The sequence below is a fragment of the Streptomyces yatensis genome (genome assembly GCF_018069625.1).
Lineage (GTDB): Bacteria > Actinomycetota > Actinomycetes > Streptomycetales > Streptomycetaceae > Streptomyces > Streptomyces yatensis.
Window position 1 is genome coordinate 5,338,009 of the sequence record NZ_CP072941.1, and the last position, 26,108, is coordinate 5,364,116.

18 protein-coding genes and 1 tRNA gene are annotated in these 26,108 nt (G+C 65.8%); 11 read left to right on the forward strand and 8 right to left on the reverse strand.

Annotation, left to right across the window (positions count from 1 at the left end):
- The first annotated feature begins 150 nt into the window (after nucleotides 1-150).
- Complete coding sequence (locus J8403_RS22310; RefSeq protein ID WP_093463103.1) at nucleotides 151-654, forward strand: ATP-binding protein; 504 nt, start codon at nucleotides 151-153, stop codon at nucleotides 652-654.
- Nucleotides 655-695: 41 nt separating this feature from the next.
- On the opposite strand, the gene pdxR is transcribed toward J8403_RS22310, so the two are convergent.
- On the reverse strand, nucleotides 696-2,207 hold the full coding sequence (gene pdxR, locus J8403_RS22315; RefSeq protein WP_211124713.1) for a MocR-like pyridoxine biosynthesis transcription factor PdxR: 1,512 nt from the start codon (nucleotides 2,205-2,207) through the stop codon (nucleotides 696-698).
- A 47-nt stretch (nucleotides 2,208-2,254) separates the two neighbouring features.
- Here pdxR and J8403_RS22320 point away from each other — a divergent pair, with 47 nt between their 5' ends.
- Entirely contained in the window at nucleotides 2,255-2,815 is a 561-nt protein-coding gene (locus J8403_RS22320; protein WP_211124714.1) for a carboxymuconolactone decarboxylase family protein, read from the forward strand.
- Between the two features lie 68 nt (nucleotides 2,816-2,883).
- Here the strand turns inward: J8403_RS22320 and J8403_RS22325 are convergent, their stop codons facing one another.
- A complete protein-coding gene (locus J8403_RS22325) occupies nucleotides 2,884-4,380 on the reverse strand; it encodes an aminopeptidase P family protein (protein WP_211124715.1) in 1,497 nt (498 codons plus the stop codon).
- Nucleotides 4,381-4,567: 187 nt separating this feature from the next.
- Entirely contained in the window at nucleotides 4,568-6,196 is a 1,629-nt protein-coding gene (locus J8403_RS22330; protein WP_211124716.1) for a GAF domain-containing SpoIIE family protein phosphatase, read from the reverse strand.
- Between the two features lie 584 nt (nucleotides 6,197-6,780).
- Between J8403_RS22330 and J8403_RS22335 the strand changes: the two genes are divergently transcribed.
- Nucleotides 6,781-7,455 (forward strand): bifunctional DNA primase/polymerase, encoded by a 675-nt coding sequence (locus J8403_RS22335; protein ID WP_211124717.1) that lies wholly within the window; start codon nucleotides 6,781-6,783, stop codon nucleotides 7,453-7,455.
- 598 nt (nucleotides 7,456-8,053) lie between these two features.
- Here the strand turns inward: J8403_RS22335 and J8403_RS22340 are convergent.
- The 3 genes from J8403_RS22340 to J8403_RS22350 all read right to left on the reverse strand — a co-directional run bounded on the left by J8403_RS22340 (nucleotide 8,054) and on the right by J8403_RS22350 (nucleotide 10,867).
- The gene (locus J8403_RS22340; RefSeq protein ID WP_211124718.1) at nucleotides 8,054-9,022 is read right to left on the reverse strand and encodes a DUF5926 family protein; all 969 of its coding nucleotides are present in this window, start codon (nucleotides 9,020-9,022) and stop codon (nucleotides 8,054-8,056) included.
- Nucleotides 9,023-9,179: 157 nt separating this feature from the next.
- Nucleotides 9,180-9,893, reverse strand: a complete 714-nt coding sequence (locus J8403_RS44755; protein WP_425519824.1) for an ATP-binding protein — start codon at nucleotides 9,891-9,893, stop codon at nucleotides 9,180-9,182.
- A gap of 140 nt (nucleotides 9,894-10,033) precedes the next feature.
- The gene (locus tag J8403_RS22350) at nucleotides 10,034-10,867 is read right to left on the reverse strand and encodes a glycerophosphodiester phosphodiesterase (RefSeq protein ID WP_211124719.1); all 834 of its coding nucleotides are present in this window, start codon (nucleotides 10,865-10,867) and stop codon (nucleotides 10,034-10,036) included.
- A gap of 217 nt (nucleotides 10,868-11,084) precedes the next feature.
- Here J8403_RS22350 and J8403_RS22355 point away from each other — a divergent pair, with 217 nt between their 5' ends.
- Together J8403_RS22355 and J8403_RS22360 are read left to right on the forward strand one after the other, a co-directional pair.
- Nucleotides 11,085-12,566, forward strand: coding sequence for a S1C family serine protease (locus J8403_RS22355; RefSeq protein ID WP_211124720.1), 1,482 nt, complete (start codon nucleotides 11,085-11,087; stop codon nucleotides 12,564-12,566).
- Nucleotides 12,567-12,605: 39 nt separating this feature from the next.
- Nucleotides 12,606-12,692, forward strand: a tRNA-Ser gene (locus J8403_RS22360).
- A gap of 147 nt (nucleotides 12,693-12,839) precedes the next feature.
- Here the strand turns inward: J8403_RS22360 and J8403_RS22365 are convergent.
- The gene (locus J8403_RS22365; protein WP_211124721.1) at nucleotides 12,840-13,595 is read right to left on the reverse strand and encodes a GntR family transcriptional regulator; all 756 of its coding nucleotides are present in this window, start codon (nucleotides 13,593-13,595) and stop codon (nucleotides 12,840-12,842) included.
- Nucleotides 13,596-13,674: 79 nt separating this feature from the next.
- Between J8403_RS22365 and J8403_RS43730 the strand changes: the two genes are divergently transcribed.
- Together J8403_RS43730 and J8403_RS22370 are read left to right on the forward strand one after the other, a co-directional pair.
- Nucleotides 13,675-13,953: a hypothetical protein gene (locus tag J8403_RS43730; RefSeq protein ID WP_246585937.1), complete on the forward strand. Its 279-nt coding sequence runs from the start codon at nucleotides 13,675-13,677 to the stop codon at nucleotides 13,951-13,953.
- Nucleotides 13,954-14,549: 596 nt separating this feature from the next.
- Entirely contained in the window at nucleotides 14,550-14,840 is a 291-nt protein-coding gene (locus tag J8403_RS22370; protein WP_211124722.1) for a hypothetical protein, read from the forward strand.
- Between the two features lie 486 nt (nucleotides 14,841-15,326).
- On the opposite strand, the gene J8403_RS22375 is transcribed toward J8403_RS22370, so the two are convergent.
- Nucleotides 15,327-15,710: a hypothetical protein gene (locus J8403_RS22375; RefSeq protein WP_211124723.1), complete on the reverse strand. Its 384-nt coding sequence runs from the start codon at nucleotides 15,708-15,710 to the stop codon at nucleotides 15,327-15,329.
- A gap of 1,380 nt (nucleotides 15,711-17,090) precedes the next feature.
- Here J8403_RS22375 and J8403_RS22380 point away from each other — a divergent pair.
- The 4 genes from J8403_RS22380 to J8403_RS22395 all read left to right on the forward strand — a co-directional run bounded on the left by J8403_RS22380 (nucleotide 17,091) and on the right by J8403_RS22395 (nucleotide 25,880).
- Complete coding sequence (locus J8403_RS22380) at nucleotides 17,091-18,158, forward strand: Druantia anti-phage system protein DruA (RefSeq protein WP_211124724.1); 1,068 nt, start codon at nucleotides 17,091-17,093, stop codon at nucleotides 18,156-18,158.
- Nucleotides 18,159-18,448: 290 nt separating this feature from the next.
- The gene (locus J8403_RS22385; RefSeq protein WP_211124725.1) at nucleotides 18,449-19,858 is read left to right on the forward strand and encodes a hypothetical protein; all 1,410 of its coding nucleotides are present in this window, start codon (nucleotides 18,449-18,451) and stop codon (nucleotides 19,856-19,858) included.
- Nucleotides 19,855-21,345, forward strand: coding sequence for a methylation-associated defense system protein MAD7 family protein (locus J8403_RS22390; protein WP_211124726.1), 1,491 nt, complete (start codon nucleotides 19,855-19,857; stop codon nucleotides 21,343-21,345). Before J8403_RS22385 ends, J8403_RS22390 begins: the two co-directional genes overlap by 4 nt.
- 20 nt (nucleotides 21,346-21,365) lie before the next feature.
- Entirely contained in the window at nucleotides 21,366-25,880 is a 4,515-nt protein-coding gene (locus J8403_RS22395) for a DNA translocase FtsK (RefSeq protein WP_211124727.1), read from the forward strand.
- Nucleotides 25,881-26,108 lie beyond the last annotated feature (228 nt).

Genomic DNA, 26,108 nt, shown 5'->3' on the forward strand with positions numbered 1-26,108 from the left:
GTACCGGCGCACACCGGGACAGGCCCATACACCGGTTCGCGCATCGAGCGCGTCCGCCGAATGAGCGGAGTCACGTTGATAAGACGCTTACGGACCATGGACCCAGGCAATACGTAACGGTATGTCGAGCCGCGGCCGGGAGGCTGGAGCATGAGCATCTGGTGGTCACTCCATTTGCCCCGCGAGGCGGCGAGCGTTCCGCTCGCACGACGACTGCTCCTCGGCACCATGGAGACGGCCGGAGTCGATCCGGAGATCTCCTACGATCTGTCGGTCGCCCTCTCCGAGGCGTGTGCGAACGCGGTGGAGCACGGGGGTCGCGACGGCACGGGCGGGGATTATCGAGTCACGGCCTATATCGACGGCGACACCTGCCGTATCGAGGTCACCGACTCCGGCCCCGGCTTCGCCGGACGCGGCACCGTCCGCCGCGAGGGCCGCACGCGGAACGAGCGGCGTCCGGCGGGCGCGCCGAGACCACAGCAGCCGCGCAGTCCGGCTCCGCCACAGGCGGAGCACGGGCGGGGGCTTTTCCTCATCGAGGCTCTCACCGACCATGTCCGCTACCGGGACCGTCCGGGGCGCGGCGGGGTGGTGGTGAGCTTCGACAAGATCCTCAAGTGGCGTGAAGGGGCGCTGCTGAGGGCGTCGTAACCGCGTCGTAGCCCTTCAACGAGCTCAGGGCGTCAGGCGCGTCAGGTGGCCGTCTGTTCGGTCCGGTCGATCTGATCGGTCTGATCGGTCTGGTCGGGCGGCAGGGCGCGGCACAGCGCGTCCAGCGCTCCCGCGAAGGAGTGCTCGGGCGGGGTCGCGTAGCCCACCACGAGCCCGTCGGGGTGGGGTGCGGTGGCGTCCGGGTGGCGGTAGCCGCCGAGGCCGTCGAGCGCCAGCCCCTGCCAGGCGGCGGCGCGCAGGGCGGACCGCTCGGTGCTGGGCGGTAGCTCCAGCACCGCGTGCAGCCCGGCCGCGATCCCCGAGACGCGGACATGGGGCGCGCGTTCGGCGAGGGTGGCGACGAGCTGATCGCGCCGACGGCGGTAGCGCTGGCGCATCCGGCGCACATGGCCGTCGTAGCCGCCCGATTCGATGAAGTCCGCGAGGGTCAGCTGGTCGATGACGCCGGTCCAGCCCTCGCGCTCCCCCTTGGCGGCCAGCACGCGGTCGACCAGCTGGTCCGGCAGGACCATCCAGCCCAGCCGCAGGGCCGGGGAGAGACTCTTGCTGACCGAGCCGAGGTAGAGCACCCGTTCGGGGTCGAGGCCCTGGACGGCGCCCACCGGACGGCGGTCGTAGCGGAACTCCCCGTCGTAGTCGTCCTCCAGGACCAGACCGCCGCTCTCCCGCGCCCAGGCGACGGCCGCGGCCCGCCGCTCGGGGTGCAGCGGACCGCCGGTGGGGAACTGGTGGGCGGGGGTGAGCAGGGCCGCCCGTAGGCCGTCGAGGGCGGTCAGTCCCTCCGTAAGGGCGCCATCGGCGTCCAGCGGAAGCGGGATCGTACGGATCCCGGCGGAGCTCAGCAGCGAGCGGTGGAACGCCAGGCCGTAGGACTCCACGGCCATCCGCGGACGCAGCAGCCGGGTGCCGCTCAGCAGCCTCAGGGCGTGCGCGAAGCCCGAGCAGACGACGATCCGGCCGGGGTCGGTGCGGACGCCGCGGGCGCGGGCGAGGTAGTCGGCCAGGGCGCGGCGCAGCTCCGGGCGGCCGCGCGGATCACCGGGGCCGAACGCCTCATGCGGCGCGGCGGTCAGCGCGCGGCGGGCCGAGGCGAGCCAGGCGGTGCGGGGGAAGGCGGCGGCGTCCGGCTGGCCCTGCAGCAGGTTGTGCACCGGTCGCGGGGCGGGCCGGGGCGCGCGAGGGCCGCCGCCCGCCCCGGCCGACCGCCCGCCGGGCCCCCGGCCGGGCGCGCGCCGCCGTGGCGGGGGCGGTGCGGGGCGGGGCGCCACCCGGGTCCCGGAGCCCTGGCGGGCAGTGAGCCAGCCCTCGGCGACCAGCTCGGCATAGGCGTCGGCGACCGTGTTCCGGGCGATCCCCAGGTCGGCGGCGAGGGAGCGGTAAGGCGGCAGCCGGGTGTCCGGGGCGAGCCGGCCGTCGCGGATGGCCTCGCGCAGCGCGGTCATCAGGGCGGTCCTGCGGCTGCCAGCGCGGGCGAGCTCCAGATGGAGGTCACTGCCGAGGATCTCCGCCGAATTGACCCATGAATCCGCCATGGAAATGCACCCTACAGAGGGTCGCTTAGCGGCCTAATTTCATTCCCATGACGACTACGACAGCGACGACGACGGCGGCGCAGACGACGACCACAGCGGCGACAGCGACGGCGGCACAGACGACGACCACAGCGGCGAGGGCGACGGCGACGGCGGCGCGGCAGACCGGACGGGTCGACTTCGCGAAGGCCGCCCCCAAGGCCTTCAAGGCGCTGATCAGCCTGGACGCGGCCGCCCGCGAGGGACTGGACCCGGCCCTGGTGGAACTGGTGCAGATCCGCTCCTCCCAGCTCAACAACTGCGCCTACTGCCTCCATATGCACACCACCGACGCCCATGAGGCGGGCGAGAGCGATGAGCGCATCGCCCTGGTGGGGGTCTGGGAGGAGGCCGGTAAGGGCGGCTTCTACACCGAGAAGGAGCAGGCCGCCCTGGCGCTCACCGAGGCCGTCACACTGCTGCCGGGCGGCGTCCCGGACGAGGTCTACGAACGGGCCGCCCGGCACTTCGAGGAGCCGGAGCTGGCCCGGCTCATCGCCCTCATCTTCACGATCAACTCCTGGAACCGGATCGCGGTGACCACCCGCAAGGTGCCGGGACAGGGCTGAGAACGCACGGTGGGGAGCGGCGCCGCCGCTCCCCACAGGATCACGTGATCACACGATGAGCCGCCGCCTCACGCGGTCAGGCGGGCCATCCACGCCTCGACGTCGTCGGCGGTCCGCGGCAGCGCGGCCGACAGCACGCGGTTGCCGTCCTCCGTCACCAGGATGTCGTCCTCGATCCGCACGCCGATGCCCCGGTACTCCTCGGGCACGGTCAGATCGTCGGGCTGGAAGTACAGCCCCGGCTCGACCGTCAGGCACATCCCGGGCTCCAGGGTGCCGTCCACATAGGTCTCGGTACGGGCCACGGCGCAGTCGTGGACGTCCATGCCGAGCATGTGGCCGGTGCCGTGCAGGGTCCAGCGGCGCTGCAGCCCCAGCTCCAGCACCCGCTCCACCGGGCCCTCGACAAGGCCCCACTCGACGAGCCTGGTGGCCAGGACGTGCTGGGCGGCGTCGTGGAAGTCGCGGTACTTCGCCCCCGGCCGGACCGCGGCGATGCCCGCCTCCTGCGCCTCGTACACCGCGTCGTAGATCTTGCGCTGCAGCGGGCTGTAGGTGCCGTTCACCGGCAGCGTGCGGGTCACGTCGGCGGTGTAGAGGGTGGTGGTCTCCACGCCCGCGTCCAGGAGGAGCAGATCGCCGGAGCGGACCGGGCCGTCGTTGCGCACCCAGTGCAACGTGGTGGCGTGCGGGCCCGCGGCGCAGATGCTGCCGTAGCCGACGTCGTTGCCCTCGACCCGGGCCCGAAGGAAGAACGTTCCTTCGATATAGCGCTCGGACGTCGCCTGCGCCTTGTCGAGTACCTTGACGACGTCCTCGAAGCCGCGGGCCGTCGAGTCGACGGCCGCCTGCAGCTGGCCGATCTCGAACTCGTCCTTGACCAGGCGCTGCTCGCTGAGGAAGACCCGCAGCTCCTCGTCGCGCTCACCGGTGACCTTGTCGGTCAGCGCGGCCTCCAGGGCGGCGTCGTGACCGCGCACGATACGGACCGGGCCGGTCGCGGCCCTGAGCTCGTCGGCCAGCTCGCGGACGTCCTTGGCGGCCAGGCCCAGCCGCTTCTCGGCCTCCGTAAGGCTGAGCCGGCGGCCGACCCACAGCTCGCCGTGGCCGTCCAGCCAGAACTCGCCGTTCTCCCGGTTGGAGCGCGGCAGCAGGTACAGCGTCGCGGTGTGGCCGCCGCCCGCCTCGGGCTCCAGGACCAGCACCCCGTCCTCGGTCTGGTCGCCGGTGAGGTACGCGTACTCGGTCGAGGCGCGGAAGCCGTAGTCCGTGTCGTTGGAGCGGGTACGGAGATTGCCCGCGGGGATGACCAGGCGGTCGCCCGGGAAGCGCGCGGAGAGCGCGGCGCGGCGGCGGGCGGTGTGCGGAGCCTGCTCGACGGGCTCCAGGTCGTGCAGCTCGGTGTCCGCCCAACCGGACTGCATGTTCGCCGCAAGCTCGTCGGAAACGCCTGGGTAGAGGCCGTTCTTCCGCTGCTTGATGGGCTCCTCGCCTTCCGGGTTCTCCGGGGCTTCGGGAGTGGGCTCCTCGGTCACGTCTTCCTCCTCGAACTGGACCCCACCCATCGTATGTGCGGGGGCGCGACGGCAGGGAGGGCCCGAAGCGCGGGGCGACCACGGCTCCAGCGGGCGCCGTGGTCCCCCTCGAGCCTCGGCCGAACGCGCGCCTCAGCAGAAGTCGGGCCCCAGCCGAACGCGCGCCTCAGCAGATATCAGGCCCCAGCCGAACGCGAGCCTCAGTCGAACGCGCGCCTCAGTCGAAGTGGGCCACGAGCAGGACCAGGTCCTCGGTGCCGTCCTCCGAGGGCCGCCCCGCCGGGGCCGCCGGGCCGTCGGGGAGGACCGTACGGAGCACATGGTCGGCGAAGGCGTCTGGATCGCCCCGGACGCCCTTGGGCGCGCTCGCCGCGGCCGTCTGCAGCCGGGTGAAGGCCCGGTCCATCGGCTCCCCGGTGCGGTGGAGCAGCCCGTCGCTGTAGAAGAGGAGCGTTTCCCCGGACGACGGTGCGATCTCGACGCTGGGCGCCTCCCAGCACGAGAGCATCCCCAGCGGCGCGGACAGGGTGGTCTCCACGAACTCGGTGCGCCGCTCCCCGGTGAGCAGCGGCGGGCAGTGCCCGGCCCCGGCCAGCACCACCTTGCGCGTCCCGGGCTCGCAGTAGGCGAAGAGGGCGGTCGCGGAGCGGGCGGGCTCGGTGAGCCGCAGCAGCAGCTCCAGATCGGACAGGACGGCGACCGGGTCCTCGCCCTCCATCACCGCGTACGCCCGCAGCGAGGCCCGCAGCCGCCCCATCGCGACCACGGCGCTCGGCCCGGAACCGGTGACCCCGCCCACCGAGAGCCCGAGCGCCCCGTCCGGCAGCGGCAGCGCGTCGTACCAGTCCCCGCCGCCGTGCGGACCGGGGTGGTGGCGAACGGCCAGACGCACCCCGGGGACCCGGGGCAGCCGGGTGGGCAGCAGCTCCTCCTGGACGGTCGCGACGGCGGCGCGGGCGCGGGAGAGCTCGATCAGCCGGGCGATGTGCGCGGCGGCGTACTGGCAGTACAGGCCCACGAGGTGACGCTGGCGCTCCCCGGGCTCGGCGGGCTCGTCATAGAGCCAGGCGGCTCCGCCGAGCCGCCCCGAGGGTCCGCCGGCGGCCATGGCCGCGGCGATCCCGGGCGGGGCCGCGGCGACGGAGGCGGCATCGCGGCCGTGGCCGGTGCCGGGGGCGCTCGCCGTGCCGGGGGCGCCGGGGGCCGGGCGGTCGCCCGCGCCCGCCGGGGAGCCGGTGCCGGACCCGTCCGCGTCGGGGGCGGGCGAGGGGATGGCGGTGAGGACGGGCGCGGTACAGGGGGTGGTCCGGAACGGGTCGAGCGGCACCGCGTAGCTCGCGGCGAAGCCGAGCCGTGCGGCCACCTCGCGGTGACGCGGGTCGAGGTCGGCCTCGCCGGCGATATCGGGGTGGGTCACATCGGCACGCCGCTCACCACCCGGCTCGGGCAGCCCGTCGAGGAGATGACCGGCGGAGGCGGAGCCGCGCGGAATGGTCTCGATCTGGCCGAGATCGGCGTGGCCGAGGCCGAGACCCACGGTGGTCACCGGGCCGAGTCCATCGGCCGGTTCGAGCGCCACCAGCCCGCGCCGGGCGCCGACCAGGGCCGCGCCCGCGCGCAGCAGTTCACGCAGCGCCTCGTCGAGCGTCCCGGTCCTGACCAGCCGCTCGGTGAGCTCATGAAGGGTGGTGAGATCCGAGACCCAGCTGGCGAGCCGGTCCTGGACACCGGGGTCGGCATCGGTCAGGGGCGGGGGAACGGGGCCCGGGACGGGGTCCGCAGTTTGCGTGGGCGAGGGGAGGGAAGGATCGATTCCAGCCACTTTCGGCGCGTGGGGCGAGTTCATGGCCCGCTGCCTTCACCCGCCGGGTCCGGCTCGCTCAATAGCATCGCAAACCCCCTGTCGTGCTGCGCCGCTACTGTGCCGCTACTGTCTCCAGATGTACACGGAGCGGAGATGCGATGTCCAGCATCGTCCCGGTGGTCTTGTTGGTGTCTGGGGGGAATTGAACTTGGCTGAAAAAAAGTCGTTAGGCTGTCCCTTCGAGGTCGACTGACGTCATTCGACAGCGCGTCGTCTCCACCGCGGCGGGTACACATTCGGAGAAGGGGCAGGGGCAGTTCGGATCGCCCCGGAACCCCGCGGCCGGTCCAGGCGTCATAGACCACAACGGCCGCGCCCATCCCCGAGTGGCGAGGAAAACGCACCAACCGGACGGCAAGCGCCATGCGCGCGCCACCCCTCGCCACGTTCCACGCTCGGCCCGCGGCATGATGCGCTGCCTTGTACGCGCAGTGACTTGTGATCCACCTGCTGTGACGGGCCGAACGATGCCGTACAGCGCCACGTAAGTCCAAGTGAAGTGCCATCTGAAGTGCGATGTAGTGCGATGGACAGCCCTCGGCGTTAACGGAAAGGAACGAGCGCTCATGCGCGAGATCCTCGGAAGGCGACGCAAGTTCTCGCTGCGGCGCGGCGCGCGATCGCCGCTGCTGCGTGCGGCGCTCACCTGCGCCACCGAGTGGCAGTGGCCCGTGGTCCCGGGCGTCGGACTCCGGTCCGGCGGCGGACGGCCCCGGGTATGCGGCTGCCCCGACCCGGAATGTGCGGTTCCGGGTGGTCATCCGTTCGACCCTGTTCTCCTTGCCGCCACCACCGACCCGCGGATGGTGCGCTGGTGGTGGACCAACCGGCCCAGCGCGCCCCTGCTGCTGGCCACCGGCGGCCTCGCGCCCTGCGCGGTGAGCCTGCCCGCGGTCGCCGGAGCGCGGGCGCTGGCGGTCTTCGACCGGGCGGGGGTGCGGCTCGGCCCGGTGGTCGCCACACCCACCCGCTGGTCGCTGCTGGTGGAGCCGTACTCCCTCGAAGACCTCGGCGAGCTGCTGAACCAGCAGGACTGGGTGCCCAGCTCGCTGCGGTTCCACGGAGAGGGCGGCTATGTGGTGCTGCCGCCGTCGCAGACGGGCCTCGGGCGAGTGCGCTGGGAGCGGCCGCCGCTGCGCCGCTCCGGGAGGCCCTGGCTGCCTCAGGTGGCCACCGTGGTGAACGCCTTGGTCGAGGCGAGCACCAGCGCGCCCGACGGGGGCAGCCGGCTCGCCTATTGAGGGCGGGCCCCGGGTGCGGGGGTTCGGGGGCCGCTGAGCGCGAGGCTCAGGGGCAGGGATGTGTGGGGCTCGGAGGCCAGGAGGCATTTGCCTGGCTCCGAGCCCGCTCTTTTCCGGCGTGGGCTCCGAGCCCGCCCTTTTCCTGCGGTACGGCGCTCTCCGGGCGGGATCCCGAAATTCAGGGCGCTGAGGTTCCGAGGTCAGCGGTTCCGGACTGCGTGGTCAGGCTTCGCGCCGCGGTTTTCGGGCTCGGGCTCCGGGCTCGGGATCCGAACTCACGTTCCAGGCTCAGGCTTCGGACTCGCTTCGGGATCCGACGGCAACTCCCATGGCGCCGAGGGCAATTGGTCCGTACCATTTCCCGGCCGCTTCGTGCCGCCCCGCCCGTCTCCCGCGCCGGCGTCCGGACGCGGACATGGAAGCGCCCGGTCGCTGGCGACGGGGGATGCACCAGCGACCGGGCTTTTAGAACCGTAACAAGAGATCGGCCGATAGCAAATTCGATCGCGGATTTCCGGACGCCTATTTGCAGGGCGTAACGGTGAGTTGTGAGCAGCGTCACGTCACCCGGTGGCGCCCTCCGGCCGTCCGGCGATCGTCAGCTCAGCGTCACCTGACGGTTGGTGAGGCCACCCCGGGCGCGCCGCTGCTCGGGCGTCAGCGGGGTGTCGGAGGCGAGCGCCTCCGCGAGCCGCTCGGCGAGGTCCACGGCCGGCTTCTCGGTGTCCTCGGCGCTCATCCCGCGTGGCAGATCCCACACCGGCACCGTGAGCCCATGGGCCCGGAAGGAGCCCACCAGCCGGGTGTTCTCGCCGAGCGAGGAGGCACCCGCGGCGTGCAGCCGGGCGAGCGCGTCGAGCAGCTTCTCCTCGGGGTGCGACATCACCCAGCGCAGGTGGTTCTTCTCCGGCGTCTCGCACCAGTAGGCCGCCTCCACGCCGGTGAGCCGGGCGGTGGGGATCGCGGCCGTGTTGGCCCGTTCCAGGGACGCGGCGACCTCTCCGGTCGCGTTCGCGGCATCGTCGAGCCAGAACTCGAACCCCTCGTGCAGGGTCGGCGAGAAAGTGCCCTTCGGGTCGAGCAGATCCTGCAGCCGCGGACCGTCGCCCGGAGCCCGCTCGGCGGACACCGGAGTGCCCGGATCGGCGGTCAGCGCCCGGCGCAGGGTGTCGGCCAGGTCGCGGCTGATGTCACCGGAGGGCGTGTCGTTCTGCAGACCGAGCAGTACGGCACCGCTGTCGCGGCGCAGCGCGGGCCACGCCATGGGCAGCACGGTCGCCAGGGTGACCGACGGAACCCCCTCGGGCAGCCCCTCGGCGAGGGGCAGCTCGACGGTCGCGGCGGGCACCAGCTCGCGCAGGGCCACCCAGTCGCATTCGTTGGGGAGCCCCTCGAAGGGGCGCTGCACCAGCTCGGTGGCGGCGTGTGCGGCTTCCCTGCCGTGACAGGCCTTGTAGCGACGGCCCGAACCGCACGGGCAAGGCTCCCGCGCGCCCACCACAGGGATCTCGCCGTTGGCGACCTGTGGGCCTGTGGCCTTCGTCTGGGGGCGGCGCTTCTTGGCCATGGTGAGGCTGTCTCCCGATCTGCGGCTCAGGGCTTGCTCGTACGCCCGTGACGGTTGGCGTACGGCCGTGGCAGTGCTCTCCTACGGCGCGTACGACTGGTACGGGCGCGAGCCTAGCCCTTTGGCCGAACCGCGTCGGCTCCATGAGCCGCGTCGGCTACGCGAGCTCGTCCAGATCGGCGAAGTCCAGCTCGCGATCGAAATCGGGGTCGATGTTCGCCTCGACGTTCGAGCCCAGGTTCGCGTTGATATCAGCGTCGAGACCAGACTCGAGGGTCGCCCCGAGATTCGGCCCCAGGTTCGCGTCGAGACTCGCGTCGAGATTGGCGTCGAGATGCGGGTCGAGGTTCGCGTCGAGGCCCGGACGCAGCCCGGAGGCCAGCTCCGTACCCAGGTCGGGGGAGAGATCCGAGGGAAGCACGACGCGACGGGCGAAATCGTCGTCAGGCGGAAGAAGGGCCCATACGGTGACCTCGCCGACTCCGTCCCGCACGCCCCATTCCTCGGCCAGCGCCATGATGATGTTCAGTCCTCGACCGCCGCGTGCGGTGACCGAGGGATTGGCCGGAAGTGGCCTTGTGGGGCCTCCGCCATCCGTCACCTCTACCGTCAGCCGGTCGTCCTCGTCGACGCTCCATGCAGCCCGGACCGTGCCGCCACCATGGCCGGAACGCCACGGGCGACCATGTCGCCATGCATTGCTGAGTAGTTCTGAAAGGATCAATACAGCGTCGTCTATGACCGAATCCGATACCCCAGTCCTGCCCAAATCGACACGCATCCGCTGTCTTGCCGCGCGGACACCCGCAGGACCATGGGGTACGGCCATGGTCGACGACGTCGGCACCTGCCGTGCCACCACCAACGCCACCCCCGAGACCTCCTTCGCCCCACGCCACGGGATGAATGCCCCGCGGTGCTGGAGCGGAAACCGGCCAAGTGGCATCGCGTGACGCACTCGTCACGATCGAATACGTACCGAACGCGCCGGTGCACGCCTTGTAATGCCCATTATGAGCGTCCGAGTTGGGACAGTACCTGTTTGGGACGATTGGTGATCAGTGCGTCGACCCCGAGACGGACGCACAGGTCGACGTCCTCCGGTTCGTCGACCGTCCAGACGTGCACTCGGTGCCCCTCACGCTGCAGGCGCGCCACATAGCCGGGATGGTTCCGCACGATCCGGATGCTCGGCCCCGCGATCCGCACGCCGGCCGGCAGCTGCCCGTCCCGGTGGCGCGGCAGTATGAACTGCATCAGGTAGACGGTCGGGATGGCGGGGGCCCCACTGCGGATCCGGTGCAGGGAGCGCGCTGAGAAGCTCATCACACGGACGGGTGAACGTTCGCCGGGCGGCGGCGCGTCCAGGCCGTAGCGGCGCAGCAGCGCGAGCAGCCGCTCCTCCACCTGGCCCGCCCAGCGGGTGGGGTGCTTGGTTTCGATCGCCAGTTCGATACGGCGTCCCGCGTCGGCGATAAGCGCCAGGAGCCGCTCCAGGGTGAGGACGGAGGTGCTGTCCCGGCTGTCGCGGTCCGGCTCCTCCTTGTCGGTGGCCCGGCCCTTCCAGGAGCCGAAGTCCAGGGCCGCCAGATCGGACAGCTCCAGCGCCGAGACCGCGCCCCGGCCGTTGGAGGTGCGGTCGACGCGGCGGTCGTGGACGCAGACGAGGTGGCCGTCGGCGGTCAGCCGGACGTCGCATTCCAGGGCGTCGGCGCCCTCCTCGATTGCCTTACGGTAGGCGGCCAGGGTGTGCTCCGGAGCATCCTCGGAGGCACCGCGATGGGCGACGACGGAGACGGTGGGCGGCCCGGGGTGGCTGTCCCGGGCAGGGCGCGCATAGGTCACCGCGTTATGGTGCCACCGCCCGGTGATAGCCGGTGGACTCGGCCCCTCCGTACGTTCGCACGGAATGGCGGTGGGTCGATTTGTCCGGGATAAAGGGTGGTAGTCCGCAGGACCGCCGCTCCTTACGGCCGTCTGACGCGCTGTGGGAAAAGCTGACGACGGTAAGACGTACACGTGGGCCGTCGAGGAAATCTGTCGTGCACCTGAGGAGATTGCTGTGAGCACCGAGAACGAGGGCTCTGCCGTTCCGCCCGCGCCCGGGCCGCATCCGGCCCCTCCGGCGCCGCACCCGAACCCGGCCGTGCCACCGGCGCCGGACTACGAGCCCACCGCGGGCAGGCAGCCGACCGCGTCCGACGCGCCCATAGGCCCGCCCGACGCGGCAGGGCAGCCGGGAGCCTCCGGCCCCGCGTCCGGCGCCTCGGGCCCCGGTGCGGACGCCGGCCAGGCCGGCACATGGTGGTCGGCCGACGGCGGCCAGCAGCCCGGCGGCCCGGGCGAAGGACAAGGCGGGCAGGGCGGCCCGGGCGGACCGTGGGGGACCGCACCCGTACCGCCCTCCGGCCCGTCCGAGCGCAAGCCCCGCGGGCTGGTCGCCGCCCTGCTGGCCGCCGTGCTGGTCGCGGGCGCCATCGGCGGCGGCATCGGCTTCTGGGCCGCCGACCGGGAGAGCGACGGCAGCGACACCACCACCGTCTCCGCCTACGGCAACCCCAAGACGGAGAGCCGCGCGCCCGGCTCGGTGTCGAGCATCGCCAACAAGACCCTGCCCAGCGTCGTCACCATCGAGGCCCAGGGCAACAACGGCGAGAGCGGCACCGGCACCGGCTTCGTCTACGACAAGCAGGGCCACATCCTCACCAACAACCACGTCGTCGCCTCGGCCGCCGACAACGGCAAGCTGACCGCCACCTTCTCCAACGGCAAGCGGTACACCGCCCAGGTCGTCGGCCGCGCCCAGGGCTACGACGTCGCCGTGGTCAAGCTCAAGAACGCCGCGGGCGCCAAGCTCAACCCGCTGCCGCTCGGCAACTCCGACCGGGTCGCCGTGGGCGACGCCACCGTCGCCATCGGCGCCCCCTTCGGCCTCTCCGGCACCGTCACCACCGGCATCGTGAGCGCCAAGAAGCGCCCGGTCGCCTCCAGCGACGGGGGCGGCGGCAACGCCTCGTACATGAGCGCCCTGCAGACCGACGCCTCCATCAACCCGGGCAACTCCGGCGGCCCGCTGCTCAACGCGGACGGCGGCGTCATCGGCATCAACTCCGCCATCCAGTCCGCCGGCAACGGCAGCGGCCTCGGCGAGTCCCAGCAGTCCGGCAGCATCGGCCTCGGTTTCGCGATCCCGATCAACCAGGCGAAGAACGTCGCCGAGCAGCTGATCAAGAGCGGCCAGCCCACCTACCCCGTGATCGAGGCCACGGTCAGCACGAAGGACTCCGCCAACGGCGCCACCATCGCCTCCAACGGCACCGGCGGCAGCCCCGCCGTCGTCCCCGGCGGCCCGGCCGACAAGGCGGGCCTCAAGTCCGGCGACGTGATCACCAAGCTGGACGACACGGCCATCGACAGCGGCCCGACCCTCATCAGCGAGATCTGGACCCACCAGCCGGGCGACAAGGTCACTCTCACCTACAAGCGCGGTGGCAAGGTGTCCAAGGCGGACGTCACCTTGGGGAAGCGCAAGGGTGACAGCTGACACGCTAGGCTGATCCCCGCGCCACCGCGAGTGGCGCGGGGAGGCTTGCCCGAGCGGCCTAAGGGAACGGTCTTGAAAACCGTCGTGGCAGCGATGTCACCGAGGGTTCAAATCCCTCAGCCTCCGCACTGTTAACGGCCCCTGACCAGGTAAGACGGTCGGGGGCCGTCGCCATGCGTGCTCCCCGCCGGGCACCGCCGTTCCCCATGATTCCCCGCCCGATCGGGCACGGAAGGGGCACGGCCGTACACCCGCTGAGAGGGCCCCCGCCGACTACCGATTGATCGGAATCTCGTACACGATCTCGCAGTGAGCGGCGGGTACGACGATGTCCGCAGTCTCCACGGGCCGCCCCTGATCGCTGTAGTACGTCCGCCGGATGTGCGTGACGAGCGCGGCCTTCTGGATGCCGAGAAGCGACGCCTCCTCGGCGGTCGCCTGCCGGGGCTCCGGCTGCTCCACGGCATGGCTGACGGTGATTCCGATAGCGGCCATGCGATTGACGACGCCCGCCCCGGCGTGCGGCCCTCCCTCGGGGAGGACGACGAGCGTGCCGGCCGTGAGGTCGTACGGCTCCCAACTCGTCGAGAGCTGCACCGGCCTGCCGTCGGCCAGGAACTCGTACGACGTCCGAACGCACAACTCGCCCTCGGCGATACCGAGTCGCGCCGCGATCTCCGCCGGAGCCGGCACCTTGGCGTCGGTCCGGCTCTCCCAGTCGCCGTGCTTGCCGACGGCCTTCATGTCCGCACGGAACGGCGACCCTTCAGGCTGCACACGCGCTGACGACCGGACGACCCGCACCCGTTGCCGGGGCTCGGCGACGTAGGTTCCCGATCCGGCTCGGCCCTCCAGCACGCCCTGGGAAATCAGCAACTCCTGCGCCCGGCGGACCACGTTTTCGCCCACCCCGCACTCCTGGCCGATCTGGGCGCGGGACGGCAGGCGGTCCCCGGGCTCCCATGCGTGCTCCGCGATCCGCCGCCGGAGTTCTTCGGCGACGCGGAGATAGGGCGGCTGCTCAGGCATATGGAAAATCTAGTCCACTAGCTCTAATCTAGTTAACTAGCTTCACTGAAAGTGATCGCCGGTTTACGGAGGCTGCCCTGTGCCCGCTTCGGGAGTTAGCGCGGCGGCCATCGCCGCCCGGCTGTCCGCCGTCGGGCTCCCCACGCGCGTGGAGGAGCACGCCCGATTCACATCGATCGAAGCGGAGGTGCCGGAATCACTCTCCGCCGAGGCATGGAGGGAGGTCCTGGAGGCGGTAGCCGAGGCCGATCGGTTCGGGCTCCTCGCCACGTGCCTGAACGGCCGCACTCTGCGGGCGGTCGCATACAAACCGGTCCCCACGACGGGCGATGTCGGGGGACCGAGCCATCAGCGATAGGAGCTGATTCAGCGTGCTCAACCGTATCCGCCGCGCCGTCTCCCTCACCACGGCACGGCACTTCTCCAAGGGCAGGCACCGCCGCCCCTTAACGCCCTCCCGACCGGGTGTCGCTCCCACCGCCAATGCGCCCGCCGACGAACCGACAGTCGTCCTGAGCCGGGCTTCCGACTGGCCGCGGGACCGCTACTCGCTCAGGGCCGAGGAAACCGCGCTCGTCCGCCCGTACGTGCTGGCCTGGGAAAGGCGCGCACGACAGCACCCGAGGGTTGTCGTTGCTCCCCATCTGCCGACCGAGGCCCGGTCGGTCCTTCTGGGGGCCTGTTGATGCCCTCTCGACGGCAGACCCACAGCCCGGCCGCCTCGGCCACCACCTACCGCTCGCCCGCCTGCCGGATCGGCACACACGACGCCTGCACGGAGTCCTCTCCGGCTTCGGCGCCGGTCGACGTGCCGTTGATCTACGAGGCGTGCGCATGCCCGTGTCACTCGGCGTCCGGCCAGGCCGGGCCAGCGGAGGCGAAGCAATGAGCGACTGGGTACCCAGGGGCGCACCGACATCCAGTAGCGACATCCACCGAGAGGCAGACGCAGGGATGACGGCACAGAACGACCTGAGGCTTCTCCCGTGGGTTGGGCCAGAGGGCAAGCCGTGCTACCTGGACACCGACGACCGGGAGGGCTACATGTCCCGCTTGGCGGACCATATCGAGGCGGTACAACTCGGGATGGCGACCGAACTGCTCGGGCAGGCAGGCCAGGTACTCGACGATGAGACCGAAGATCTGGAGAAACTGAAGCTCGTCGCCGCGCAGTTGGCTAGCGCACTGCGGGACGTGCTGCGCGTGGCGACCAGCCGCGGGCACCGTCTGGTAACGCCTGAGTAGCACCCTCCGGGGAACGCCCGCTCGACTTGCCACGGCGGGTTCTGCCTAGCAGCCATGTGCAGCACAGCAGGGAGCCTCGGATACGTTCCGAGACCTCCCTGCTTTCTCTTGGCGACGCAAGGTCTGATGAACGCTTACAGCTTCGTCCGGCTCCCCCTCTGTCCACCTCGACTCTGCTGCTGTCGCACCCTCTCTCAGCAAGAGGGACCTGAGCTTGGGAATCACCGATGCTGAGCGGGCATCTGGCCGATGAACTGCGAGGATGCCTCCGGGGAGCCATGGTGGGCGGTGCTCGGATTGCCGTCATTGACTGTGGCTGATCGCCCGTTCTGGTGCGGCCCGCTCTCTGCCTCACCACTTGCACACGGCTCCGGAGGCCGTCTGGCCTAAAGTGCATCACCGCAGGCCGGGGCACTTGAGGCTTCTGCGCTGACCTTTCCCGTTCACGGATGGTCCGCTACGGGCTGCCGCCCCGAGTGGGTTCGATCAGGTGGAGGGTTCCCTGACCCAAAACGCAATGCGCTTGGTTTTTGCAGGCTCAGCGAGCGTCAAGGCAAATCCGTTACTGAAAGTGAATCTCCCCGTGGGATTTTTGCTGGCAGATTCGCTGTCGATCGCATGCCAGGCCACGGTGCCTGTCCGTTGCAAGTCGATATCAATGGAATGATGTGTAAATCTCAGATGCAGGATGTTTTCGACTGCTTCCGCAGACTCAAGGACTTGATCCTTGAGTGCATCAAGGTCCAAGTAGGTTTTTAGACTATTGATTCCGAACACTCGAAACGAACTCAGGGTTGCTCCGACTGCATGATCGGAGATCAACTTTGCGGCGGTGGCTACATCGGTGGCCTTGTTGGGCGAGCCGGGCATCCTGATTCCCTAAGGGGCGAGGCGGTCATGTAAAGGGGTTTGGTTTGTGATGCACCCTACCAACGCGGTCCGGGCGGCCGAGCCTGCTTGCCCAGTGTGGTGAGAGTGGGAGATGTCGTCTGCATCTCACTGCCGCGGCCCCTTGACAGGCAGTCGTCGTCTCGGCGAACTGACGCATCTACCCATCGCCACGCCAGCGTAAGACCCCGCCCTCCCTTGAGGCGCCCAGCCACCTACGCGAGTCAACCCACGGATCAGAGGTGGCGGAGCGGCGCGAGGGCTGCGTCCGGGCCGTGGGGACCCTTGGCGCCGCTGGCGACAACGGCCCACTTGGCGGCGCATACGATCTAGGTCTTGGTCCAGCGATGGGGACTAAGTCGCCTGCATAGCCGCCTGATGCTGAAGAACCGGGGTGAGCCGGTAGCCTTCACGGTGCGCAGCCAGCGGCAACGTCATGATCGGAGGAGTCCACTGAACGCGGATGACAGGGGAACGTCGGCAGACGGGCGACCGGCGCAGGTCCAGAGGTACGTGGCCGATGGATTTCTGTCCCTAACGTTCCCTCCCGATGACTCGAGCAGCTACCCTGTGCTTATGGATGACCGCACCACTTTGCTTGTTCCAGTAGATAAGCTAGTTGACTTTCAGCCGCAGGAACTTGGCGCTCTCGGACCCAAGTTCAAGGAGATCGTAAAATCGCTAGACGGAGCACTCCCCAGTCAGATTCGCGAAGTGCTGAAGCGGGAGGCTGAAAGCTGCGGACAGGACACTCCAACTGCTAAGTCATTCCGTGTAACCCTCCTCATCCTTCGAGACTACATTGACTCGGGCTACTACCCTTTGATGCAGGGTGACGATCTCGTGCTGGCGCCTCTACTCGAGGCAGAGAACGCTGACGAAGCGGAACGCCGTGAAGCGCTCCGAAAGTTGTATCGGCAAGCACGAACGAACGCTCTGAGGATTCCGGGGCAGCGTAAGTCGCTTGAGCGCCTCTTGGGGACACTCACCAAGAGTCAGTATCGCTCGGAGGAATGCATCGCTTCGCTTGCGGACGGTCCACCAGAGTTGCAGCTCACTGTGGCAGGGCAGGGCGCTGGGAGGGCGGTGTGGAGAGCCGTAAGGGCCACATGGTCTATGACTCCGGATGCTAGCGCGCCAGGCCGCGAGGTCTCAGTGGTACTGGAGGACAGAAAGTTCCCGGGAACTCCTCTGGGAGTTGCGCAATTCCGTAACGTAGTCCCTGAGATCCGCTGCAGGGACTCATGGCTTGGTCTCACTTCGCGAAACTCAGAAGGCGGACCCGGAGGCTTTGTCGACCGGTTGGATGGAGTTCCTGACGCCAAGGACAGAATTTCTGCCACGGTAAAGGTACTGACATCTTTGCTTGACGCAGTCAATCCAGATGGGCTCCCACCTATCGATCTTTCTGGCGGAACGCAGCAAGCGGAAAGCTTGCAAAAACTGGCTGCCCGATTGCGTATCGCCTACAACGATGCCCGCAAGTTGGGCCAGCGGGAACTGTCTCGTCAACTCCTGGCGCAGACCAAGCGCGCTGAAACTGCTGCCGAGCTCAGCCTCGGCCTTGCCGGCCTCCGCTCCTGCCTCGAATCTCCAGATGCTGCTCAATTCCTGCGTGAGAATGTTCTGATGCGACGTTTGGTGGATTCAGGTCTGCGAAAGATCTGGCACTATCACATGGGTTTTGTTGCTCTCGAAATGAGTGTTTGCGGCGCTGCGCCACCGTTCGGCCCGATGAGGGCGGGGAAACTGGCGGCTGCGGTAGCCGGCAGCGAGACGGTACTCGAAGCATGGGGTCGGGATCGCCCCCTGGGGCAGATCGCCGCCACCATCTATAAGCCCGAGGTGCGAGAGAAAATTCCAAATCCGGGCCCACTCGTGGTATTCACCAGCGGTCTATACCCAGGTCACAGTTCCCAGTACAACCGAGCCACTAGCGGCGGGCGTAGATGGATCCGGATCGGTGAAACCCGCGGTTTTGGATCGTTCCATGTTGCAGCCGACACAATTGATGCGATCGATGAATACAACGTGGCAGCCGATGGGTACTCGCACATCACAAGAACGTTTGGTGAAGGCGCTAGCGCGCGCTTTAGGGCAATTGGGAAGGCTTTGTCCGGATTGGGGCTTCCTGATCTGAGGAGACACGACACCCGTCGCCCCATGTATGCCCTGCCTCTGGTCAACGACCCAGGAGGTGTGCTTCTGGGGTGGGAGGCTGCAGGGGACGTGTCTGGGGCAACAGCGATCGATCTCGCGAAGCAGTGGTGGGATCGGTGGGTCAGTGCACGAGGCGCCCTCCTGGCCGAACAGGCCCGATGCACCCCAGACCTCATCGATGAACTTGCCGGGATGATGCGAGAGGTCGGGCCAACTCCCGATGAACCGAAGCGCCCCGACGAGCCGGAGCAACTAACGCTCGCCCTCTGATCGGCTTGCTTGAAGTTGCAGGTGATTGTCAGTCGCCTTCTGTAACGTGACCCGTGGGGAAACGTGGACAGAGCACAGGGGAGACGGCCATCATCCGCGACTCATCGATGACAGACCTAGCGACGCTGTTCCGACGCGGCGAAGTGTACGCAGACTCCTGGTCTGTTGAGGTCAGACGGCAACTCAACGTCGAGGACTCGCTAGTTGGGCTTGTGACACAGGCTCTCAACGACGGCCGACACGTAGTGATCACTGGCAACGCAGGAGACGGAAAGAGCCATCTCCTGTCGATGGCCCTCGACGCGAGTGCGCCGAAGCCATCCATTGAGGCGGACGATCGCTCTCCCGCGGCCCTGACTCCAGGGGATCGCCTGTTCATCCGTGACGCGGCAACGCTGGACGATGCAGCGATCCTTGCCTGGACCGATGCGGCTACTGCGAACGACAGCCAACTCGTCATCACCCTCAACGAGGGCCCGTTGTCGTCGCTGGCGCGGCTCCAAGGCGAAGGGCTCTACGAGCAGGTGCGTGAGGTCACGCACGCCCGCGCTCGGGGCGAAAAGATGGACGATCCGAGCGGTGTCCTCCTGGTCAACCTTGCGGGCCGGCAACTGGTTCACGCGGGTTTCGTCACGCGTGCCCTCGACCGCCTATTGCCTGCAGTCGATCCTTGCCGCACATGTGGTGATGACACTACGTGTCCGCGTACCGCTGGCCGAGACCTGTTGGCTCGATCGCCCCAGGCGGCTGACCGCCTCACAAAGCTCCTGTCACTGCTGGGGCAGTCCGGACTTCGACTCACCGCCCGGGAATTGTGGGTATTCCTTGCAGAACTGTTCTTCGGCTGGCAATGCCCGCCTCGTGGGCGCGACGTCCAAAAGCTGGCTGGATGGTGGTGGTCCAGAGTTTTCGACCCTGCCACGTCTCTGGGCCAAATGATTAGCCGAGAATTCGACCCTATCCACACCGCGAATTCATCCGTTGACAGTCATCTATGGTTAGGCAACAACGAACGAGTTGGCGTCGCACCCGAAGTGCCGCTGTTTAATCCTGCTGTCATCCACAGAAAGGATCGAAACGGGGCACTCAAAGCCTTCGCGGCGGCCAAGCGCGCCAGGTTCTTTCTTGCATCCGACTTGCGTGTTGAGGAAATCATCGACAGGCAGTCGCATATCCCAGACTATGTGGATCTCCTTCAGGAAGCTCGAGATGAGCCGCACCGTGCAGTCCAGCGGATAGTCGCTGAAATAAATCGTTACCGCCTCACGGTAGGAACAGGTAAGCAACTACATCTCAGTCGACACCATCGACTCACGGCTGTGACTCGGCCATCCGTACTTGCTGCTAGCGCATCCATTAGTTCGGATGAACTTACAGTGCGGTTGCCGTATCTCCACGAAGATCACGGGGTCGAATCCGCCGGATTCAAACCGTCAAAACTTGAGCTTTCATGGAAGCAAGGTCGCGGCGCCGTCCTCTCGCTGGACTATGAAACATGGCGTCAGCTGCATCAGCCTCGAACAGTTCATTCGGATAGGACTCAGGAGGCGCTCGACATGGCGCTTGATCTCTTCATTGGTCAGGCGCCGGTCAGGCCCGAAACTGATCCCGAGATCATTGCAGTTGATCACGCTACTGGTGTGGTTACTAAAGTTACTGTGCGAGGCGGGCGCCGCCCTGAAATTGAGGTGAATCCATGACGTTCGTAGCTGGCATCGAGCTAACCGCATGGTTCAGAGAGAACGTCACGGATACTCTTGTTTTCAGTACGGCCGCTACGTCTGCGGAGCCCGTCCATGTATTGAATGGCTTCCTCGCGCAGTGTCTGGTAGGCCCTCGAGCGCCGAAACTGGCGAGCGCTCTGATTGCCAGAAACAGCAGTTCGTGGGTGACAGACGAAAAACCTCTTCGGCAAGTACTTGCGCGGGCGCCAATTCCCTTCAAGGTCCCGTCAAGTTCTGCCGATCTGGACTCAGTTCGCCATTTGCTGAGAGCGCTGCTAGCAGGCGATAAAGCGGTATTCGCTTCTATGCAGTCATACCAAGTTGCGCATCCGGCCTTTATCACAAACGACCGTACGGGTGGGGCAATGGGGCTTCTCTGCGCCTCCCTCCTGCTTAATCATGCCTCTGGGGCTGGTGCGCTCACCTCCTTGGTGGAGCGCCTTTGCGAGACGCAGCCAAACCCGTATTGGGTGCTGCAGTCTGCCCTTGCGGGGCCAATTGATCCGAGCAGTTTTAGCATCTCGGAGGTCCGCCCGGTTCCATGGGTAACGAACCACGTCACCGAAGAGTTCGCGAACAACCTCGGCAGTTTGCTACGCCGATCGGTGCAACTAGGCAGTGTGGCTGCTGATAGCCTCGATGCGCTCAAAGTGCTCGCTAATGCCATAGAGTTCGTATGTGTTCTCTCATACGCCCAAGTTCCGAACTTGTCGGTTGCTGGCAGCCTGACACCGCTTCTGGCAGTAGTTTCCCCAGATGCAGATACCGTTCTCGACTCGTCCGCTCGAGGCTCACTCCCTCTGATGCACAGCGCTATGGACAACTGGATCGCATCAAAATTGCAGCGGACCGTACGCGAGCGACTTGGGGATGCCGTTCAAGACAAGAGTGCTGCGGAAGCCTTTCTCCTGCAGACGATACCGTTCTCAGCAGGAGCAAAGGAGAAGCGCCTCGAGCGTAGTCGGCTGTTGGTTGAGAAGACACCCGAAGCCCTCGAACGCTTGACCCCTAAAGCGAGTACGACACATGCTCCGCAGGATCTCAGCGGACCAGTCGCGTTGGTACTGCTTGACCTCCTCAAAACAACAATGGCGCAGAACTATTCGCAGTGGTTTGACCATCATGCTCGACGTTGCGGCTTCCTGGCACCGCGCAGGGGGAACACCAGTAAGCGTTTCTGTATTGAAGCGAACCTAATAACGACGCTCGTCCTGGCTGTGCTCGAAGAGCAAGAGTCGGAAGTCTCCTATGACGAGTTCCTAAAGAGGCTTGAAACTCGGTTCGGCATCGCAGTGGGTCCAACAGCACAGACGCGCTCCATGGCGCCGCGAGCATCGGAATCGGAACTGGAGTCGAACAGGGATGCACTGGCAGATCTCCTGACGCGCCTTGGCCTAGCTCGCGCCTACAGCGATAACACGACAGAGGTGCTAAACCCACTCAAGATTTGGAACGTTCGGTGAACCGTGCAGAGGGGTCGGCAATGGATGCTCAGGATGTCCTCACCGAGGCAATTTGCGTAACCGTCAGAGGTAAGTTTGAGACGGGCTTCGGATATCTACGGCTTCCCTACCTGTCACCTGGAATGCCTCTGGAGCGGATCATCAGCCGGCTCTCTGAAGAGGTGGCTGGACTTAATGTTGCAAATTTCGCCTCTACTCGGATTGAGCGCGACAATGTAACTGATCGAGTCACAGTAGCCATCCGCTGGCGAAATGAGGGGCGACGTCCAATCCTCGTAGTTGGTGACCTTCATCGGAATAGGGCCCATGGGCTGATGAATGTGCCACAAGTAACTGCCGATGAAGTAAGGCGCGCAGCTTTTGCCACTCTGGGGGCTGAACACACGCAGGGAGTTAGCGATAACGTTGTGCCACTTTTGGCTGCCTTGCAAGAGCGCAACGTTCCACTGGACTACGTGGCAGATTATTGTGCTGCCCTGAACCCGCTGAAGCCGGGGAGCGGCGATCTCTCGCGCAAGTTTCTTTGGCGGCTGGGTTTGCTGCCCGATCACCGAACTGCCCAATCAATCGATTCGAATCGTCTGCAGTTGAACGAGCAGACCGTGGATTCTGTCAGGATGGCAGATCCGGGAACTCTCCAGCGGTTCATCGCAAACTCCACTGCCGAGTACGCCAAGCTCCGAGAGTTCGGCCGGTCTGGCAGGAGAGAACTGCTTGCAGGGTTGAACCTGGACGACGTTATGGATGCTATGCGAGTTGCCGCGATCCGCTCACGCACGCGATTCAGGGATGACACCAGCGGGCCGGACGACCGAGTTGACATTCTGGAGTTGGTCGATTCAGGAGAGGTCTCAGAAGCGGATCTACTTGAAGCTGTTCGAGATCATGACGGAGGTAATCAACTCGACCTCAATAGCGGCGGTGTGACATGGGATGCTCCGAGTTTGGAGCAGGTACTCAACGACCCATCTTTGGTCTCCGCTGAGCCGGGCACTTCGGTTCAGGCAGCAGGTGAGTCCAACACGCTGTTTGACAGTCCGGATGATGAACAGCAGGCCGACGAGGATAGCCTAGCGACGTTTTACGGCTCTATGGCTGGCGGAACGACCTCAAAATTCGGCACGGCGACACAGTGGCAGTCACTTGGAGATCTTCGCCAGGAACTCGAGGATCTAGCTGACGATGCGCCCGTTGCTGGACGTCTGGCTCTGAATGCTTTCGACCGGTTGGCTGATAGCAGAATGGCTCTCGCCCACTTCGCACCGTCCATCGCAACCGAAGGCCTCAGGCTTTTCGTGAGTTCACAGACTCTGCGTAGCCAAGGTGATGAACTCGTATCCTCGTGGGAAGACCTTTGGTCAGCTTTAAGGCAGATGCGCCAGGAGATTCCCAACGAACAAGCCACTTTCGTGAAGCGCTTGGCTGACTCCCTCACGCTGGTGGACGTAGTTGCAGAGCGCGACTCCGAGGGAACTCGCGCCCGCCTTCTGCCGCTGCACCCTGTCGTCCTCGAGCCGCGGGTTCGGGCCGCGACGATGCTCCGCGAAATGCAGTCGGGTGGTGAACTGGACAGCGAGTTCATCGATACCGTGTCAGCCAACATCGATCCTGCTGCACCCTCTTTGGGAATCGTAATAGGGAAAGATCCGGAGGCCTTGGCTTTCTCCGGTATTTCTGAGACTGGAGAACCAGTCTACGGAAAGAGGCGACTCGCGTCGGGTACGCCTGAGACGACATATGCTGTCCAGCAAGTCATTGATCGGTTCCTTGTAGCCTATCCGTTCGCGCAGCTTAGTCTGTGCGTTGCCTTGATCCGTCCCACTCCGACTGTGGTGCGACGTCTTTTCGAGCGGTTGCAAGATCCTAAGTTTTGTTCTGCGACGCGCATTGTCTTGCGCGTTTTCAGCCGGGAGAATGCTACCGAGATCAGGAACTTGGTAGCGGCAACTGCGGCGGAACACGATGATCGCAGCCGCGTAGACGTGCAGATCTTCGAAACAGACCCTGACGTGACTGCGCTTCAGGAGGGCGGAGCGCCGCACGTTTCCTTCCTGTTTGACGTCTCCGATAGTGGGACCGCTGGGTTTGGAAGCCTCCTGCAGTCGGAGCAGCAGGGGAGCGTTGTCACGGAGTGGACCTTTGTTACGCACAAACGCACGACCGTCATCAAGCCGGCGGCGTCTGGTCGTCTGGCTGCGCTTCTGAATAAGCAGAGTGAACTGTCCAGTGCCGATCCTGCCGAACTGGATCGCAGTCCGCTGCTTTCACCCGGGGAAACTACTCACCTTTCAGAGCTCGGGCAGGCAACCAGTTGGCTAGTACTGGTTGAGTCAACGAGCGCCCTTGCTGCGCCCGAGACCATTGAGCCGCCGGAATCCGTTGATGAGCAACTCTCCGAGAGCGAATATGACGGAAGACTCCACCTTCTTGGGCGGGTAGGAACAGGTTCTCACACAGCCTACGTTTACTGTCGGGACCTGACGTTGTTGGTCGACCCGCCTTTGCGCATGATGCAAGGAAACAGTTGGCTTGACCCCGAGCCTAACAGCCTGATGACTTTCCTTACCAACACGGTTCGCCGCGCTCTCCCTGAAGGGCTTCTAGGGTTCTTCGGGACTAAGGGACCTCTCAGCGATGATGCGATCCTCGGAAGGATCGGGGTCGCTGCAGTCCTAGCTGAACTACAGGAGGACGAAGGCAGTCTGGTTATGAGCCTAGACACTGATGCTGCCCGAAAATGGTTGCAACGTCGTCGCAGCAACAGGCGTGCTGATCTTCTGCAAATCAAATGGACCGAAAACGGTCCATGCGTCAAGGTAATTGAGGTTAAGTCAACTCGCGATGCCTTGGATGGCGGAAGCATTCCCCAGCATGTGCACGAGGCTTCTGATCAAGTACTAGAGATGATGGATGTCCTGCGCGGCGTCTTTGCTCAGTCCAGCGGGGACCTCTTCGCCGCGAGTCGTCGCGAAATTCTTAAGCGTCAGGTCTTCCTCGAAGCGTTGCAACAGTGGGAAGAAACTCGCGTTCAGGACTGGCCTGAGTACAGGAAACGTCTGCGTAGTCTGAACGATCTTTTCAAACTGGATCCTTCTTCGGCGCCGGTCCATCTGGATGGCGAGGTTGTGGTGGTGGGTATTGATGCCCCACAGACCAACCTCCCTGACCGGATCGGAGAGGCCGACCTGCCATTGAAGGTTCTGGGCGGCGATTGGTTGCGACGTGCACTTCGTCATGGAAGAGACCAAGTAGCCGTCCCTAGCTACCTTGGTGAACTCATTTCAAGCCTCGGTGGAGAACCGCCTCAGGATGCCATGACGGCGACAGCAGTCGAACCTCAGACTTCTAAGACGCCGACCACTGATGTCGAGCAAGATACTCAGACGCGGTCAGAGTCTGAGAAGGTGGCGGAGAGGTGGGATGACGAAGCACAGCGCGCCGGACTAGCTCAGCAAGTGGTCAATGCTTTGCGAGCCCGTAATGTTCCCCTACGTAGTCTTAACGAGAAGGACATTGTTACCGGTCCATCAGTGTTGCGGGTTCCGTTTGAGCTCGAGCCGGGAGCCAGGCTTTCAATGCTCGCAAATCAAGAAATGGATATCGCTCGCGATCTTGGAGTTTCCGGGATCCGGGTCGATAACCTTCCTGGACGTGCGCGCTTTGCAGTTCTAGAAATTCCGCGGCAGCATCGGAGCATCGCAGACGTATCAGAACTGGAGGCTCCGGCTGGGCATGCTATCTCGGTAGCTCTCGGTACAGACTATGAATTCAACCCATTCTGGGTGCCCCTGCACGAGCTACCCCATCTCCTGATCGCTGGAACCACTGGGAGCGGAAAGAGTACTTTGCTCCGCTCCGTCCTGTGGCAACTTACGCGAATGTACTCTGTCAATGCTCTCGACCTAGTGCTCCTGGACGCTAAAGGTATGGGGGACTTCAGGGATCTCGCCAGAGCGCCTCAGATTCGGCAGAGCGGTGACTATCATCTCGGGGCCGACGGAGCTCTGGATCTACTCGGTGACATCGTGGAGAGGCGCGTTCCGGAGCGCATCGAAGCTTTCAATCGATATGCCGAAGCGGCGATGTATCGTCCAGATCCGAAGAACATTACTGATGTGGTTTCGCTCTGCGAGGATGCAGCCGCACGCGGTGTGGATGCTCCGCTGAGGCCGCTAGTTGTTGTGATTGACGAGTTCTCCGAAATTGCACTTTCCTCTTCGGACCGTCGACGTTTCGAAACTCTGGTTACCCGTTTCGTTCAGCGGGCTCGAGCTGTTGGGGGGCATCTGATTACTGCCACGCAGCGTCCAAGCGTAGAGATCGTGCCTGGGGTAATGAAGGCCAACTTCGCGCGCCTGTCTCTCATGGTGAGGAGTGCGACGGATAGCAGAGTTATCCTTGATGCGTCCGGCGCAGAAAGGCTGCTGCCGATGGGTGACATGCTTTTTGCGTCTCCGCACCAAGGTCTGGTTCGTCTACAAGGTTTCTCTGCACAAGGGCCGTATCTCCCTGTATCTGGTGGTACAGCGGTTTAGGTCCCAGCAGAGGCTTGTGACTCTTAAGTCGGTGGAGCGGCTTTGGGCTGGAGCTGCTTTGGGGCGAGAGATCATGGCCCCGTAAGCTTCCGGCGCGTCGGGCAGTCTGTGGACCTGCCCGCTAAAGCACGACGTTGGGGCCATGATCTTAGAGGCTCGCCCCAAAGTGGCTGCCTAAAGCCGTGGAGCCGACGCCCCAGCCACGACGTACCCCCTCTCTGACGTCAA